Annotated in this window: 16 protein-coding genes; 9 read left to right on the forward strand and 7 right to left on the reverse strand. The window is 66.3% G+C overall.

Going from position 1 to position 13,490, the window contains the following annotated elements; translation table 11 throughout:
* Nucleotides 1-123 precede the first annotated feature (123 nt).
* From ABZ345_RS41485 to ABZ345_RS41500, 4 genes are all read right to left on the reverse strand, one after another.
* A complete protein-coding gene (locus ABZ345_RS41485; protein WP_359860464.1) occupies nt 124-1,173 on the reverse strand; it encodes a 2-oxoacid:ferredoxin oxidoreductase subunit beta in 1,050 nt (349 codons plus the stop codon).
* Complete coding sequence (locus ABZ345_RS41490) at nt 1,170-3,008, reverse strand: 2-oxoacid:acceptor oxidoreductase subunit alpha (RefSeq protein WP_359860465.1); 1,839 nt, start codon at nt 3,006-3,008, stop codon at nt 1,170-1,172. Before ABZ345_RS41490 ends, ABZ345_RS41485 begins: the two co-directional genes overlap by 4 nt.
* 211 nt (nt 3,009-3,219) lie before the next feature.
* Nucleotides 3,220-3,960, reverse strand: coding sequence for an enoyl-CoA hydratase (locus ABZ345_RS41495; RefSeq protein ID WP_359860466.1), 741 nt, complete (start codon nt 3,958-3,960; stop codon nt 3,220-3,222).
* A 5-nt stretch (nt 3,961-3,965) separates the two neighbouring features.
* Nucleotides 3,966-4,406, reverse strand: a complete 441-nt coding sequence (locus tag ABZ345_RS41500) for an Lrp/AsnC family transcriptional regulator (RefSeq protein ID WP_109628898.1) — start codon at nt 4,404-4,406, stop codon at nt 3,966-3,968.
* A 147-nt stretch (nt 4,407-4,553) separates the two neighbouring features.
* Between ABZ345_RS41500 and ddaH the strand changes: the two genes are divergently transcribed.
* Nucleotides 4,554-5,366, forward strand: a complete 813-nt coding sequence (gene ddaH, locus ABZ345_RS41505; protein ID WP_359860531.1) for a dimethylargininase — start codon at nt 4,554-4,556, stop codon at nt 5,364-5,366.
* Between the two features lie 462 nt (nt 5,367-5,828).
* Here the strand turns inward: ddaH and ABZ345_RS41510 are convergent, their stop codons facing one another.
* A complete protein-coding gene (locus ABZ345_RS41510; RefSeq protein ID WP_359860467.1) occupies nt 5,829-6,206 on the reverse strand; it encodes a MerR family transcriptional regulator in 378 nt (125 codons plus the stop codon).
* Between the two features lie 778 nt (nt 6,207-6,984).
* On the opposite strand from ABZ345_RS41510, the gene ABZ345_RS41515 reads away from it, so the two are divergent.
* The 3 genes from ABZ345_RS41515 (at nt 6,985) to ABZ345_RS41525 (ending at nt 9,002) form a co-directional block, all read left to right on the forward strand.
* Nucleotides 6,985-7,554, forward strand: coding sequence for an RNA polymerase sigma factor (locus ABZ345_RS41515; protein WP_359860468.1), 570 nt, complete (start codon nt 6,985-6,987; stop codon nt 7,552-7,554).
* Nucleotides 7,547-8,410 carry a CU044_5270 family protein gene (locus tag ABZ345_RS41520; RefSeq protein ID WP_359860469.1) on the forward strand — a complete coding sequence of 288 codons (864 nt, stop codon included), beginning with the start codon at nt 7,547-7,549 and terminating at the stop codon, nt 8,408-8,410. The genes ABZ345_RS41515 and ABZ345_RS41520 overlap by 8 nt, the downstream gene beginning before the upstream one ends.
* 214 nt (nt 8,411-8,624) lie before the next feature.
* The gene (locus ABZ345_RS41525) at nt 8,625-9,002 is read left to right on the forward strand and encodes a hypothetical protein (RefSeq protein WP_359860470.1); all 378 of its coding nucleotides are present in this window, start codon (nt 8,625-8,627) and stop codon (nt 9,000-9,002) included.
* On the opposite strand, the gene ABZ345_RS41530 is transcribed toward ABZ345_RS41525, so the two are convergent.
* A complete protein-coding gene (locus ABZ345_RS41530; protein ID WP_359860471.1) occupies nt 8,999-9,226 on the reverse strand; it encodes a hypothetical protein in 228 nt (75 codons plus the stop codon). The genes ABZ345_RS41525 and ABZ345_RS41530 overlap by 4 nt on opposite strands.
* A 488-nt stretch (nt 9,227-9,714) precedes the next feature.
* On the opposite strand from ABZ345_RS41530, the gene ABZ345_RS41535 reads away from it, so the two are divergent.
* Together ABZ345_RS41535 and ABZ345_RS41540 are read left to right on the forward strand one after the other, a co-directional pair.
* Nucleotides 9,715-10,509 carry a transglycosylase SLT domain-containing protein gene (locus ABZ345_RS41535; protein WP_359860472.1) on the forward strand — a complete coding sequence of 265 codons (795 nt, stop codon included), beginning with the start codon at nt 9,715-9,717 and terminating at the stop codon, nt 10,507-10,509.
* Nucleotides 10,510-10,656: 147 nt separating this feature from the next.
* Nucleotides 10,657-10,806, forward strand: coding sequence for a hypothetical protein (locus ABZ345_RS41540; RefSeq protein WP_158102858.1), 150 nt, complete (start codon nt 10,657-10,659; stop codon nt 10,804-10,806).
* 23 nt (nt 10,807-10,829) lie between these two features.
* On the opposite strand, the gene ABZ345_RS41545 is transcribed toward ABZ345_RS41540, so the two are convergent.
* Nucleotides 10,830-11,861: a LysR family transcriptional regulator gene (locus ABZ345_RS41545; RefSeq protein ID WP_359860473.1), complete on the reverse strand. Its 1,032-nt coding sequence runs from the start codon at nt 11,859-11,861 to the stop codon at nt 10,830-10,832.
* 225 nt (nt 11,862-12,086) lie between these two features.
* Between ABZ345_RS41545 and nuoB the strand changes: the two genes are divergently transcribed.
* The 3 genes from nuoB to ABZ345_RS41560 are packed head-to-tail and all read left to right on the forward strand — an operon-like array spanning nt 12,087 to nt 13,485.
* Complete coding sequence (nuoB, locus tag ABZ345_RS41550; protein ID WP_359860474.1) at nt 12,087-12,512, forward strand: NADH-quinone oxidoreductase subunit NuoB; 426 nt, start codon at nt 12,087-12,089, stop codon at nt 12,510-12,512.
* On the forward strand, nt 12,509-13,036 hold the full coding sequence (locus ABZ345_RS41555) for an NADH-quinone oxidoreductase subunit C (RefSeq protein ID WP_359860475.1): 528 nt from the start codon (nt 12,509-12,511) through the stop codon (nt 13,034-13,036). The genes nuoB and ABZ345_RS41555 overlap by 4 nt, the downstream gene beginning before the upstream one ends.
* On the forward strand, nt 13,033-13,485 hold the full coding sequence (locus ABZ345_RS41560) for a 4Fe-4S binding protein (RefSeq protein WP_359860476.1): 453 nt from the start codon (nt 13,033-13,035) through the stop codon (nt 13,483-13,485). Before ABZ345_RS41555 ends, ABZ345_RS41560 begins: the two co-directional genes overlap by 4 nt.
* The last annotated feature ends 5 nt before the right edge of the window (nt 13,486-13,490 follow it).

Here is a 13,490-nt window from a genome sequence, read left to right on the forward strand (position 1 = left end):
GCCGACGAGAGCCCTGAACGACCGACCTGTCCCGGATCTCGAACTCCATCGCAACCCCTCAACCAGGGTGTTGCGACGACTCCTAGAACCCAAGCCGGTGGGGGCCTTTCGGGTGTTCCGGGGTCAGCCGACCACGGTCCAGGTGTCCTTGCCGTGCAACAGCTTGCTCAGGTTCGCGGGCTTCGTGGCCTTGGCCTCGTTGACCTGCGCCCGCGCGCTGTCGTCGTACGTCGGACGGTCGGCCCTGCGGAACACACCGGTGACGGTGTGCGTGAGGTCCTGCGTCGACAGCCGCGAGAGCGCGAACGACAGGTTCAGGTCCGACGCGTCGTGGATGACGATGTCGCTCGCGTCCACGTCCGCGGACTTGGCGACCGCGAGCCCGAAGCCCTCGCGGGTCACGCAGTACTCGCCCTCACGACCGAAGCGGATCGGCTCGCCGTCGACGACGTTGATGATCCGCCGCTGTGCTTCGTCCGCGTCCTTCAGCACGTCGAACGCGCCGTCGTTGAAGATCGGGCAGTTCTGGTAGATCTCGACGAGCGCCGAACCGCGGTGCTCGGCCGCCTGGCGCAGTACCGAGGTCAGACCCGCCTTGTCCGAGTCGAGTGCCCGGCCCACGAACGAGGCCTCCGCGCCCAGTGCCAGCGACACCGGGTTGAACGGGTGGTCGAGCGATCCGACCGGCGTCGACTTGGTGACCTTGCCTTCCTCGGAGGTCGGCGAGTACTGGCCCTTGGTCAGGCCGTAGATCCGGTTGTTGAACAGCAGGATCTTGAGGTTCACGTTGCGCCGCAACGTGTGGATCAGGTGGTTGCCGCCGATGGAGAGCGCGTCACCGTCACCGGTCACCACCCACACGCTCAGGTCCGGCCGCGACACGGCGAGACCCGTGGCGATGGCCGGCGCACGGCCGTGGATGGAGTGCATGCCGTAGGTGTTCATGTAGTACGGGAAGCGGGACGAGCACCCGATGCCCGAGACGAACACGATGTTCTCGCGCTTCAGACCGAGCGACGGCAGGAACGACTGCATGGTGTTGAGCACGATGTAGTCGCCGCAGCCGGGGCACCAGCGGACTTCCTGGTCCGACTTGTAGTCCCTGGCCGTCTGCTTCTCGTCGGTGGTGGGAACTCCGGTCAGTCCCGGAATCCCGAGGTCGATCGCAGTCACGCCGACACCCCCTTGATCACGTCAGCGAGCACGTCCTGCAGCTCTTCCGCCTTGAACGGCAAGCCCTGCACCTTGGTGTACGACATCGCGTCCACCAGATACTTCGCCCTCAACAGCAACGCCAGCTGGCCCAGGTTCATTTCCGGCACGATCACCTTGTCGTACCCGCGGAGCACCTCGCCCAGGTTCTTCGGGAACGGGTTGAGGTGCCGCAGGTGCGCGTGCGCGACCGGCAGACCCAGCTTGCGGACGCGGCGGGCGGCCGCGCCGATCGGGCCGTAGGACGAGCCCCAGCCGACGACCAGGACCTTCGCCTCGCCCGACGGGTCGTCGACCTCGACGTCCGGCACCTCGATGCCGTCGATCTTGGCCTGGCGCAGGCGGACCATCCGGTCGTGGTTCTCCGGGTCGTAGGAGATGTTGCCGGTGACGTCCTGCTTCTCCAGACCGCCGATGCGGTGCTGCAGACCAGGGGTACCGGGCACCGCCCACGGACGGGCCAGCGTCTCGGGATCACGTGAGTACGGCTGGAAGTTCTCCGGGTCCGTCGCGAACTCGACTGACAGGTCCGGCAGCGAGTCGACGTCCGGGATCAGCCACGGCTCGGAGCCGTTCGCGATCGCGCCGTCGGAGAGGAACAGCACCGGAGTGCGGTACTTCAGCGCGATGCGGGTCGCGTCGAGCACGGCGCCGAAGCAGTCCGACGGCGACTGCGGCGCGACGATCGGCACCGGCGACTCGCCGTTGCGGCCGAACATCGCCTGCAGCAGGTCGGCCTGCTCGGTCTTCGTCGGCAGACCGGTGGACGGGCCACCGCGCTGCACGTCGATCACGAGCAGCGGCAGTTCGGTCATCACCGCGAGGCCGATGGTCTCGGACTTCAGCGCGATGCCGGGGCCGGACGTCGACGTCACGCCGATCGCACCGCCGTAGGACGCGCCGAGGGCGATGCCGATGCCCGCGATCTCGTCCTCGGCCTGCACGGTCGTGATGTCGAAGTTCTTGTGCTTGCTGAGCTCGTGCAGGATGTCCGACGCCGGCGTGATCGGGTACGTGCCGAGCACGACGGGCAGGCCGGAGCGCTGCGCCGCCGCGACGATGCCGTACGCCGTCGCCGTGTTGCCGGTGATCTGGCGGTACGTGCCGACGTTCAGCTTCGCGGGCGCCACTTCGTACGTGACAGCGAAGGCTTCCGTGGTCTCGCCGTAGTAGTAGCCGGCGCGGAACGCCAGGACGTTGGCCTCGGCGATGTCCGGCTTCTTCGCGAACTTCTCGCGCAGGAACCGTTCCGTGCCCTCGGTCGGCCGGTGGTACATCCACGACAGAAGGCCGAGCGCGAACATGTTCTTCGCGCGTTCCGCGTCCTTCTTGCCGAGCCCGGTCTCCTCGAGCGCACCGATGGTCATCGTCGCCATGGCGACCTTGTGCACCTGGAACTTCTCGAGCGAGTCGTCCTCGAGCGGGTTCGAGTCGTACCCGACCTTCGTCAGGTTCCGCTTGGTGAACTCGTCGGTGTTGACGATGAGGATGCCGCCGTCCGGCAGGTCGACGACGTTCGCCTTGAGCGCGGCGGGGTTCATCGCCACGAGCACGTCCGGGCGGTCACCGGGCGTCAGGATGTCGTAGTCGGCGAAGTGGAGCTGGAACGACGAAACGCCGGGGAGGGTGCCCTGTGGTGCGCGGATCTCGGCGGGGAAGTTGGGCTGCGTGGCGAGGTCGTTGCCGAACGCCGCCGCTTCCGACGTGAACCGGTCTCCGGTGAGCTGCATACCGTCACCGGAGTCGCCGGCGAAGCGGATCACGACGCGATCCAGCTTGCGGGTCTCAGTGCTCATTCCTACGCCGATACCTCTCTCCAAGGGTGGCTGTGCCCCACATCGAGGGTAGTCGCCAGGACCGCCTCCCAGACCGGCCGCGTACCACTAGGCGAGACAAACTGTCCCATCTGCCGTACCGGGTCCTTAACTAAACGGTAAGCACAGCACTACCAGCGGATACCCGAATGCGGCACACGTCACCCTCAATACCTGTTACTCAAGGTAACACCTAACGACCGCTGATCCGAGCCTTCATCGCGGCCAGCCTGGCAGCGAACTCTGGAGTGTCGATCGAAGCGACCTGTGGCCGCAGCTCGGTCTCCACCGCGTCCGCGTGGTCGTGCATTGCATCGGTCGTCCGCATCGTCGCCTTGATGGTCCGCACGAGTGCTCCCGGCGCCTCGGCAGCCGCCTTGGCCAGCTCTTTTGCTACTGCGAGTGGGTCTTCGGCGGTTGCGTAGACGAGTCCGGTCTTCAACGCCTGGTCCGCGTCCAAGATCTGTCCGAAGAGCGTCATGGCCGTCGCCGTCTGCACGTTGGTGATCTTCTGCAACATCCACGTCATGCCGCCGCCGGGATGGATCCCGAGCTGCAGGAACCGCGCGTCGAACCGCGCTTTCGGCCCAGCGATCCTCAAGTCCGCCGCGAGCGCGAGGTTCAGTCCAGCACCCACCGCGGCCCCGTTGACCGCCGCGATGGTGGGAATAGTGGCGTTGGCCACCGCAAGGAACCCTCGGTAGATGTTCCTGAGGCCTTCGTCCTTGGAGTTGCCGAGCTGCGTGAGGTCCGCGCCCGCGCAGAACGCCGGCGGAGCACCCGTGACGATCAGCGCGTTGGCCTCTCGTTCCGCCTGCTCGACCTTGTCCGCCAGCTCGTTGGACAGGTCGATCGTCAGTGCGTTGCGCCGCTCCGGATCGTTGATCGTGATCACGGCGATGGAGTCGTCGAGCTCCAGCAGAACCTCAGCCATGGCCCCTAGGGTGCCAGCGGCCGATCCAGCAGCCGCGACAGCACCACCGTGGACACCGTCCGGTCGATGATCTCGACGGCCCTGAGCCTCTCGAGCGCCGTCTCCAGGTGATGGATGTCCGCGGCCCGCAGGTGCACGATCGCGTCCGCCGCCCCGGACACCGTGTAAGCCGCGCTGACCTCGGCCATCGGCTCCAACCGGTGCTGGATGTCGTGCGGCGCCACGTTCCCCTTGCAGTGCACCTCCACGAACGCCTCAGTACCCCACCCGAGCGCCTCGGGATCCACGACGGCCGTGAACCCCCTGAGCACCCCGTTGTCCAGGAGTTTGTCCACCCGCCGCTTCACAGCGGGGGCGCTCAACCCGACCTCTTTGCCGATCTCCGCGTAGCTGGATCGGGCGTTGGCCATGAGACACGAAATGATTCGCTGGTCGATGCTGTCCACACGCAACATTCTGCCCTAGTTAACGCAATGTCGCGGCGTTGATCGAGGGTCCACATGGGATTTACATTTCGATCCATGACCGTATCCATCTCCGGGCCCGGCGAGCCGATCACGCTAGACATCGCTCAGCCCCTAGCGCCGACGCGCATGCCGACCACCCGTCGGTACCTCATGTGCCCGCCGACGTACTTCACGGTGGAGTACGCCATCAACCCGTGGATGGATCCCACTCAGCCCACCAGCACCTCGCTGGCAGTGGAGCAGTGGACCGCGCTGAAGGAAACCTACGAACGCCTGGGCCACGACGTACAGGTCATCGAGCCAGTAGCCGGCCTGCCGGACATGGTCTTCTCGGCCAACAGCGGCACGGTCATCGACGGCCGAGTCCTGGGCTCGCGCTTCAGGGCCGACCAGCGCTCGGCCGAAGCCGACCACTTCCGCCGCTGGTTCCTGGGCGCCGGCTACAAGTCCGTGGTCATGCCCACCGCGGTGAACGAGGCCGAGGGCGACTTCACCTGGACCGGCTCACTACTGCTGGCCGGCACGGGTTTCCGCACCGACCCCCACGCCCACGGCGAGGCGCAGGAAGTTCTGGGCGTCCCAGTCGTCTCCCTGCAACTGGTAGACCCGCGCTTCTACCACCTGGACGTAGCCCTGTTCATGCTCGACGACCAGTCCCCGTCCCCCCTGGTCGCCTACTACCCGGAAGCGTTCTCGCCGGGTTCGCAGCAGGTGCTCCGCCGCCTGTTCCCGGACGCCGTGATCGCCAACGACGCCGACGCGGTCTGCCTGGGCCTGAACGCGGTGTCCGACGGCAAGCACGTCGTCATGCCCCTGGAGGCCACTCACCTGGCCGAGCAGGTGGCGCGCCGCGGGTTCGAGCCGGTGCTGGTGGACATCTCGGAGTTGCGCAAGTCGGGCGGCGGCCCGAAGTGCTGCACGATGGAACTGCGCGGCTGACCTCGCCCACGCAGTCGATGGATCTGCGCTGGTTGGAGACCTCAAACAGGCCTTCACCAGCGCAGATCTGCGTCTGAGGTCAGGCGATCTCCGTCACTGACCGGTTCCGTCGATCTTGTCATTGGACTGTCCCTCTAGCCGTCGCGAACCTTTCGCGTAGACCTTCAACCGGACGTCGATCTTATGGCCCGCCCGCTCCGCGACATCAGCTGCGGGAACGCCTGTAGACCGTGGCGTTGATTGGCCGCTGCTGAACTGCAAGTGTCATAGACGCATCTCTGCTCGGCTGGCGTTGAGTCACCAGATCTCATGTCTAGACGCCGCATTGCGGATAGGAATAATCGACACGCCCACGGCTTGACCTGCGCTCGGTGAAAGCTGATCCAGCTTTCGCCAGCGCAGATCAGTCGCGTGGAGGCGTTCCGTCGACCTCCCGCATCGACGACCCGATCCTCGAATCGGTCACACGCTTTGCAGCGGCGGATAAGGCTCGTCAGGCGTTGACGGCGGTGTGAGCTTGGCGTTGAGCGCCTGAGCTTCCTCGAGCTGGTCTTCCAGCGTGACGATGCGGCATGCCGCATCCAAGCCTGTGCCCTGGTCGACCAGCGCGCGTACGCGGGCGGCCAGGCGCAGTTGATGGCGGCTGTAGCGGCGGTGACCGCCGGACGAGCGCTGTGGCTCGATGAGTTTCGCCTCATCCAGGCTGCGCAGGAAGTTCGCCGAGGTGTTGAGCAGTTCCGCGGCCCGGCCCATCGAGTAGGCGGGGTAGTGCTCGTCGTCGAACCTCTCTGCTGTGGTCTGCGGTTCGTGGTCCGCAGGTTTGTTGGTGTCAGGGGTCATCGCGCCTCCACATCACGAGGGGCCCCGGCGCCGAAGCACCGGGGCCCCAAGGGTTGTTGGGTTCACTTCCACCTAGCCGACCGTGAGATCGGCTTCCTCTGTCCGCGTGCCCATTGTTCGGAGCGGGCACTGCGGGGATCGCGTGTGCGTAACCGAAGACCACCTTCCAATCTGATGGAACTGCGGTACCCGTTCGGCGGAGTTCAGCCGAAGGCGGGCGATCCGATGGTGTGCAACCCTTCCCTTCTCCTCTGGGTACTGATTTTCCTTTTCTCACGTGGCAATCGGCACCGGACATCACGCACATGCCGGACTCACCTCGCCGACTGCCCTTGGTCACCTACCGAGCCTTTTTGCTGCTTGGCTCCGGCAAATGACTGTCTTGCACTTGCAACTTCAACTGCGTCTTGCTGATCGTGCAGCCACCGGCTCCGATCTTCTTGCGCACTGCGTCACTGCTCGCCGGCGGCCCTTGGTCACCTGCCTGGAGCTCCAACTTCAGCTCCGGCACACCTGACCGTCTTGCTCACGGGTAGTTCGTCATCTCCCGTGCCATGTTATCTCTCGGCCAACGAGGAGAACTGTACATGCCAACGGGAGAGGATGTCTACCTCCGCCACCATAGATTTCCTCTTTTGGGTGACGTAGCTGCTCTCACCTGGCCCGATCCGAGAGGCCGCATCTAGGGGCCGCACGATGGACCTGCGCTCAGCGCCGTGAACTCGTCCGCGCCGTTCTGCTGATAACAGGGCGAAGACCCTTCGCTCGAAAGGCCACCATGACAGCAACCGACGCGGAGCTCATCGAGGCGTCGCTGCACGTGCCCGAGAAGTTCGCTCTGATCTTCGACCGGCACGCACCGCACATCCAGCGCTACCTCGCCCGGCGCCTCGGTCAGCAGGCCGCCGACGACCTGCTCGCCGAGACGTTCCTCGTGGCCTTCTCCAAGCGGGCGCGCTACGACACGTCTCGCCCAGACGTCCGGCCGTGGTTGTACGGCATCGCCACCAACCTGGTCGGTCAGCACAGGCGGGAGGAGGTGCGCCGGTATCGGACGCACTTGGTCGGGACCTACGTGGGTGACCACGCCGACCGGGTGGCCGCGGATGTCACCGCGCAGGCCATGCGGTCCATGTTGACCGGTGCGATGGCGGCGTTGTCCATCGAGGACAGGGACGTGCTGCTGCTGGTCGCGTGGGAACAGCTCAGCTATCTCGAGGTCGCCGAGGCGCTGGCGATTCCGGTGGGCACGGTGCGGTCCCGGCTGAACCGGGCTCGCCGCAAGGTCCGGGAAGCGTTGGGAACCGACAACCACACCGAGGTCGAGGAGCTGCTCAACAATGGATGACCTTCAGCTCGTCCGGGAACTGGACGAGACCCCGCTCAAGTCCGCCGACCAGTTGGCGGCCGCACGTGCGCAGTTCGTGGCGGGCATGAAACCGCCCAAGCGTGGTCGCGCCGGGATCATCGCCATTGCCACGCTCACCGCGGCGGCATCGGTCGCCGCCGTGGCGATGGTGCTGCCCTCCGACTCACCGGACTCGACCGACGCCGCTCCCACTGCCCCGGTGGAAACCGCCGTGCAGTTGCTGAACCACGCCGCCGCGGCAGTCCGTTCGAAGCCCGACGAGGTGCCTCGGCCCGACCAGTTCTACTACCTGCGCAGGGGCGAGTATGAGGCCTGGTTCTCGGTCGACGGCACCCGTGATGGCCGGATCAGCACCAGCGGGAACTCCACGCAGACCACCACGTCCGGCTGCGTCGACGGCCGCAGCAAGGTGCGCGACAAGTACGACCGGCCGACGGGCGCGACCGAGGAGTGCACGCCACGCCGCGCGTACCGGGACGATCTGCCCGCCACGGCCGACGACATGCTGAAGTTCTTGCAGGGTGACGACAAGGGCCGATCGGTCAACTCGTACGGCAAGGACGTGCTGGCCATGTTCAGCGGCGCGTACCTGCCGGGGCCGCAGCGGGCCGCGTTGTTCGAGGCGGCGACCCGCGTGCCGGGGCTGACGGTGGTGCAGAACGTCTCGTCCGGCCGTCCCGGGATCGGGATCAGCTGGCCGGTACCGGAGGGGTCGCTGCCCGAGGCCCAGCCGACGGTGATCGTGTTCGACAAGGACACCTACGAGTACCTCGGCACGAAGAACGAGCCGCTGGACGCGACCGGGTTCGTCGACCAGGTGGGCGACCGCGTCTAGAGGTGCTCTGGGACGAAGGCTCCCGTCGGGGGCCTTCGTCGTTCAAATCTCGAGCGCCCACCGCACGTACCGCATCTTCGGCACGAAACAGGCCATCACGTCGCCGTCGAAGGCGCACAGGCTTGCGCGCTCCAGATCCGCGTACGGGTCGACGGCACGGCTTGTCGCTCCGGTTTCGGCTCGCTGACGGCGCCGGGGGCCTAACCTCGCCAGGGTGCCCACCATCCTCGTGATCGGCTTCGACCCCCACACCATCCCCGGCTTCGACCCGGCCCCGGTCGCCGCAGGCATCGAACAAGGCAGCAAGCTCTTCGCCGAGCTGGGCCTCACCGAAGACCTGGTCCTCATCGACTTCACCGAGCTGGGCGGCGCTGCCGAGGCCAAGCTTGTCGAGAAGCTGAGGCAGAAGAAGTACGACGCCGTCGTGGTCGGCGGTGGCATCCGCAAGGGGCCTGGGTTGTTGGAGCTCTTCCAGACCGTGGTCAACCTCGTGCACTGGCACCAGCCGGACGCCGCGCTCGCGTTCAACGACAGTCCCGGCGACAGCCCTGACTGGGTGCTCAAGGCTCTCGAACAGCAGCGGAGCCGCTAGAACACCCACCAGCCGAGCAGGCCGACGCCGAACAAAACGGCCAGGACGATCCACCACAGCAGTACTTCACTCAGCTCCGCGCCCCACCACCGAAGCGAGCGCCAGAACCGGGACGGCACCGAGAAGAGCCATGCCGTGAAGCGCTTCTGCCACCAGGGGCGCTGAGCCTCCAGGCGTGCCTCGCGCACGGCTCGACGGGCCGCCTCTCGATCTTGGTCCCCCATGAGATTCATAGTGCCGTGAACCGCAAGGGCCGCCGCTCCGTACCCCTCATCAGACTGCAGAAAACGCTGTCCAGCGATCAAGAACGCGCAGGTCAGCGCCACACAACCAAAACCAACTACGAAGCGTGACAGCATCACTCGATCGCGTGGTCGTGGACGTAACCCATAACGAGAGCCGGGCTCACACCGAACTAACAGACAGCTCCGCCAGTTCGTCAGGAGGCAACGATGAACTTAAGCAGGATGCAAGCGGCTCGCTGACTGTCTGTCAGCAACGGATAGCCCAACTCATCGGAAACGTGACGAGAGTCACCCAACGGGCGCTCAAGCTTGCCTGCGCTCGTGACGCGAGGTTACGTTCTCGCCCGCCGATAACGGTTTGGTCACTGGCAGGACACAGGAACCATCAGCACTAGGGTCCAAAGTCCGCCTGGAATCCCCCGCCGGGTTTGCCGGAGACCAAGCTCCCCGACGCAGGAGGCTCCCCCTTGGCCCGGCACAGCAAGGCCGCCGGCCGAACCGTGTACACGGTCGTGCCCAACGAAGAAGTGAAGATCGGTGCGCATCGCGCCGAGGACGACAAGGTTCCGCTCGCTCACCGCGTGAGCGCGATCGTCGTCGCAGCAGGTGTCGCCGCCGGCACCGCCGCCATCGCCAACGCTGCCACCAGCGGCTCCGCCACGGAGCTCGCCTCGGGTGCGGCCGAGCTGGGCGCTCTCCCCGACCAGCAGGCCAAGAACATCCAGACCATCCACGACGTGAACCCCGGTGGAGAGGTCGGCCGTCTGCTGCAGTTCCAGCAGATGTACGCGCAGCAGACGTTCGAGCAGGCCACGAAGGTCGCCGCGGACGCCCACGCCCAGCGCGAGGCGGCTGCGAAGGCCGAGGCCGAGCGTCTGATCGAGATGCGCAAGCCCGCGAAGCAGCGCGAGGTCGAGGGCTGGATCAAGGAAGCCATCAAGGTCCTGCAGGCCAACGGCACGAACATCGACAACGGCAGCGTCGAGGCGATCTACACGATCATCATGAAGGAGTCGAACGGCAACCCCAACGCCGTCAACAACTGGGACTCCAACGCTCTGCGCGGCACGCCGTCCAAGGGCCTCATGCAGTGCATCGACCCGACGTTCCGCGCGTACAAGCTGCCCGGTTACGACAACATCCTCGCGCCGGTCGACAACATCATCGCCGGCGTGCGCTACACGTACGCGCGCTACGGCGGCTTCCAGAACCACCCGGGTTTGGTCAGCATCGGCCTGGGTGGCGGGTACCGGGGGTACTAAAGGCGCCAATTGCGCCGTGTCGGGGTGCGCGAAACCTATCGGCGAGCGATGCTGTCAATCAGGTTCACCCACAAGCATGGCGGCCCTAGCGGGCACACGCCCGGTAGTGCTCCCATCGAAGCGATCCCCGAACGCAGGGAGTGGCCGATGAACGAGCAACAGGCACGCGACGACGAGCTGGCGAAGATCCGCTCGGAGGCGACGAGCTGGCTGGCCAAGATGGCCAAAGCCCAGCAACGTCCCAAAGTCGAACAGCGGAGGCCTGAGCACGACGCCATGACACCCGCGAAGAAGTGAAGTAAGGACAGTGAGCGCCTCGGCTACGGCCGGGGCGCTTCTGCTTTGAAGGCCGACCACAGCAGGTTCAACGGATGATCGGCCGGATGCTTCGACAGCTCGTCCGTTCGGGCGAAAACGCCCACAAGCCGCTCCAGCGAGTCATCTGAGAGCTCGACGACGCGGAGCCCTCCGCCCTCCCGGAGCTCGTTGTTCGACGCCACCACGCCCAAACCAGACGTGACGATCATGGCTCCCTGGACGAGGTTCGAGCGCAGCAGGGAGATGCCGTACTGGATCTCGTCGATCTCGGCCGCGATGTCGAGCCCCTGGCGGTAGTCGGGCCCGAACCAGCCGCGCAGGAACTCGGCGATCAACCCGGCCCCCGGCACCACCAGCGGCACCGAGCGCAACGACGGCACTCGCACCCGGTCACCGACGACCGTCGGCGGCAGGTTCGTCAGCAACGCCAGGCCGCCGCGCCGCCACTCGATCACGTCGAACTCGGGTCGCTCCCACCCCGCGCCGGCCCGCGTCACGACGCTGCCGCACACCACGTCGACCTCCTGCGTGTCCAGCTTCGTCCAGATGTCCTTGGTGCGGATGTGCACGACCTTGAGGTCCACGTCGCGCTCGCGGAACTCGTCGGCGACGTGGTGCCACGCCTTCGCGAGCGTGTCGAGCATGTATCGCGTGGTGCCGACGGTGACGGTCGTGCCGAGCTTGCGGCGGCACTCGTGAATTCCGTCGAGCCACTCCGCGAGCGTGTCCCGCGCCAATTCGACGAGCGACTCACCGGTCTGCGTGAACAGCACGTCTTTTCCGCGTCCCTGCTTCACCACCAGCTGTTCGCCGCACAGTTCCTGGAAGTTCCTGTTCAACGTGTCCAGCTGCTTCTGCACGCTCGACTGCTCGCGTCCCAACGCCCGTGCCGCCCGCAGCGCCGACCTGGTCTCGTGAACGGTCAACAGCGTCCTGAGCTGGTCCATCGTGGTATCCAGGAGAGCGCCGGGCATGTTCAGCAGGCGGTGCAGGGAGGTGCTCGTGGGGAGCACCAACTGGGACGAGCCGGACATCGGAACCCTCTCTGATGTTCTACCGATCAGTTGAACTGAACTTGACCGCATTTCGCAGGGAAATGATCTGCAGATCCTGTTCGTAAATCTCTGGACTCTTATCGTGCGGTGTACAAAGCTATCCGCGGCGACCACGCGTGGGAGCCGATTCCGGGGGGAATCATTGGGGGGTGGGGGTCCGCCAGGCGCAAGCTGGTGGGCCCCCAAGTATTACCCTCGCTGGTTGTGACCGTTTCCGCTCGCCCGGACAGTGTTGTCCTGAACTGGGGCACCACCTACCGGGTCACCGTCCTCGAACTCGGGCTCGCTTGCTGCGGAGTCGAAGTGATGGCAGCTCTCGACCGCCTTCCTGCCCTCGGCGTCACGCCGGTCGCCGGCGCGGGCGAGGCCCACGTTCTCGTCGTCTCCGGCACCGTCACGGACGCCATGTTGCCCGCTGTGATCCGCAGTTTCGAGGCCATGCCCGAACCGCGTTACGTGATCTCCGTGGGCGCCTGCAGCAACACCGGCGGCCCGTACTGGGACTCCTACTGCGTCACCAAGGGCATCGACCAGGCACTGCCGGTCCACGTCGCCGTTCCGGGCTGTCCGCCACGTCCCGAAGCGCTGCTCGAAGGCCTCAAGGCTCTGCACGGGCTGGTGAACGCATGACGACCCCGAAGACCGCTTTCGGTCAGACGATCCACCACGTCGAGCTCGCCGACTGGCTCGCGACGGCAACAGCGCAGCACGGCAACGGCTACGTCATGTTCGACTGGCTGGGTGTCGAGGACGCGGGCAGGCCGGGCGCGGCCGGGCAGCGGCACGCGGTGTTCCTGCACGTCATCGACCCGCGGACGCGCGAAGGCGTGATGCTGCGGACGGAGATCGGCGAGACCGACGCGCTGCCGAGCGTCGCCCACCTCTGGAAGGGCGCGCGGTGGCACGAGCGCGAGGCCGCGGAGATGTTCGGCATCGCCGTCGGCAGCGAGCCTGAGCACCTGCTGCTGCCCGACAGCTTCGAAGGCCATCCGCTGCGCAAGGACTTCGTGCTGGCCTCACGCGTCGTGCGCCCCTGGCCGGGTGCGCTGGAGCCGGGCGAGGACAACACGAGCGCCCCGAGTCGCCGCCGCACCGCACCACCTGGCGTGCCCGACCCGTCGTGGGGCCCGCGCCGCGAGGAGGAGAACCAGTGACCGACCTTCCGCCGCGTTCAAGGGGCGTCATCGCGCTGTTGGACGCCAACTGCACTGTCTGCATGATCTGCGCGCGCGAGTGTCCTGACTGGTGCATCCACATCACGAGCCACACCGAGGTCGAGCAGCAGCCCGGAAGCGCAAGGCCGCGCAGCCGCAACGTGCTCGACCGGTTCGCGATCGACTACGGCCAGTGTCTGTACTGCGGCATCTGCGTCGAGGTCTGCCCGTTCGACGCCCTGCACTGGGCACCGGAGTTCGGCTATCCGGGAACGGGGTCGATCGAGGGCGACGGCGCCGTGGCGGAGCTGGTCCACGAACGGGACGTGCTGGCCACGTGGGTCGAGAAGGTACCGCCGCCACCACCGCTCGACCCGGCCGCGGAGGCCGCCCCGGAAACCGCGACCGGAACTGGCAGGAGGCCTGGTTCGTTGAGGGGTAGGACGTAAAACCC

The organism is Lentzea sp. NPDC005914, from assembly GCF_040629405.1.
In the GTDB taxonomy this organism is placed as follows: domain Bacteria; phylum Actinomycetota; class Actinomycetes; order Mycobacteriales; family Pseudonocardiaceae; genus Lentzea.

What these genes read in the sequence shown, in the direction of transcription:
- ABZ345_RS41490 (WP_359860465.1), bottom strand. Translation starts at nt 3,008, where the DNA reads ATGAGCACTGAGACCCGCAAGCTGGATCGCGTCGTGATCCGCTTCGCC.
- ABZ345_RS41495 (WP_359860466.1), bottom strand. Translation starts at nt 3,960, where the DNA reads ATGGCTGAGGTTCTGCTGGAGCTCGACGACTCCATCGCCGTGATCACG.
- ddaH (WP_359860531.1), top strand. Translation starts at nt 4,554, where the DNA reads ATGCCGACCACCCGTCGGTACCTCATGTGCCCGCCGACGTACTTCACG.
- ABZ345_RS41510 (WP_359860467.1), bottom strand. Translation starts at nt 6,206, where the DNA reads ATGACCCCTGACACCAACAAACCTGCGGACCACGAACCGCAGACCACA.
- ABZ345_RS41515 (WP_359860468.1), top strand. Translation starts at nt 6,985, where the DNA reads ATGACAGCAACCGACGCGGAGCTCATCGAGGCGTCGCTGCACGTGCCC.
- ABZ345_RS41520 (WP_359860469.1), top strand. Translation starts at nt 7,547, where the DNA reads ATGGATGACCTTCAGCTCGTCCGGGAACTGGACGAGACCCCGCTCAAG.
- ABZ345_RS41530 (WP_359860471.1), bottom strand. Translation starts at nt 9,226, where the DNA reads ATGGGGGACCAAGATCGAGAGGCGGCCCGTCGAGCCGTGCGCGAGGCA.
- ABZ345_RS41540 (WP_158102858.1), top strand. Translation starts at nt 10,657, where the DNA reads ATGAACGAGCAACAGGCACGCGACGACGAGCTGGCGAAGATCCGCTCG.
- ABZ345_RS41545 (WP_359860473.1), bottom strand. Translation starts at nt 11,861, where the DNA reads ATGTCCGGCTCGTCCCAGTTGGTGCTCCCCACGAGCACCTCCCTGCAC.
- ABZ345_RS41555 (WP_359860475.1), top strand. Translation starts at nt 12,509, where the DNA reads ATGACGACCCCGAAGACCGCTTTCGGTCAGACGATCCACCACGTCGAG.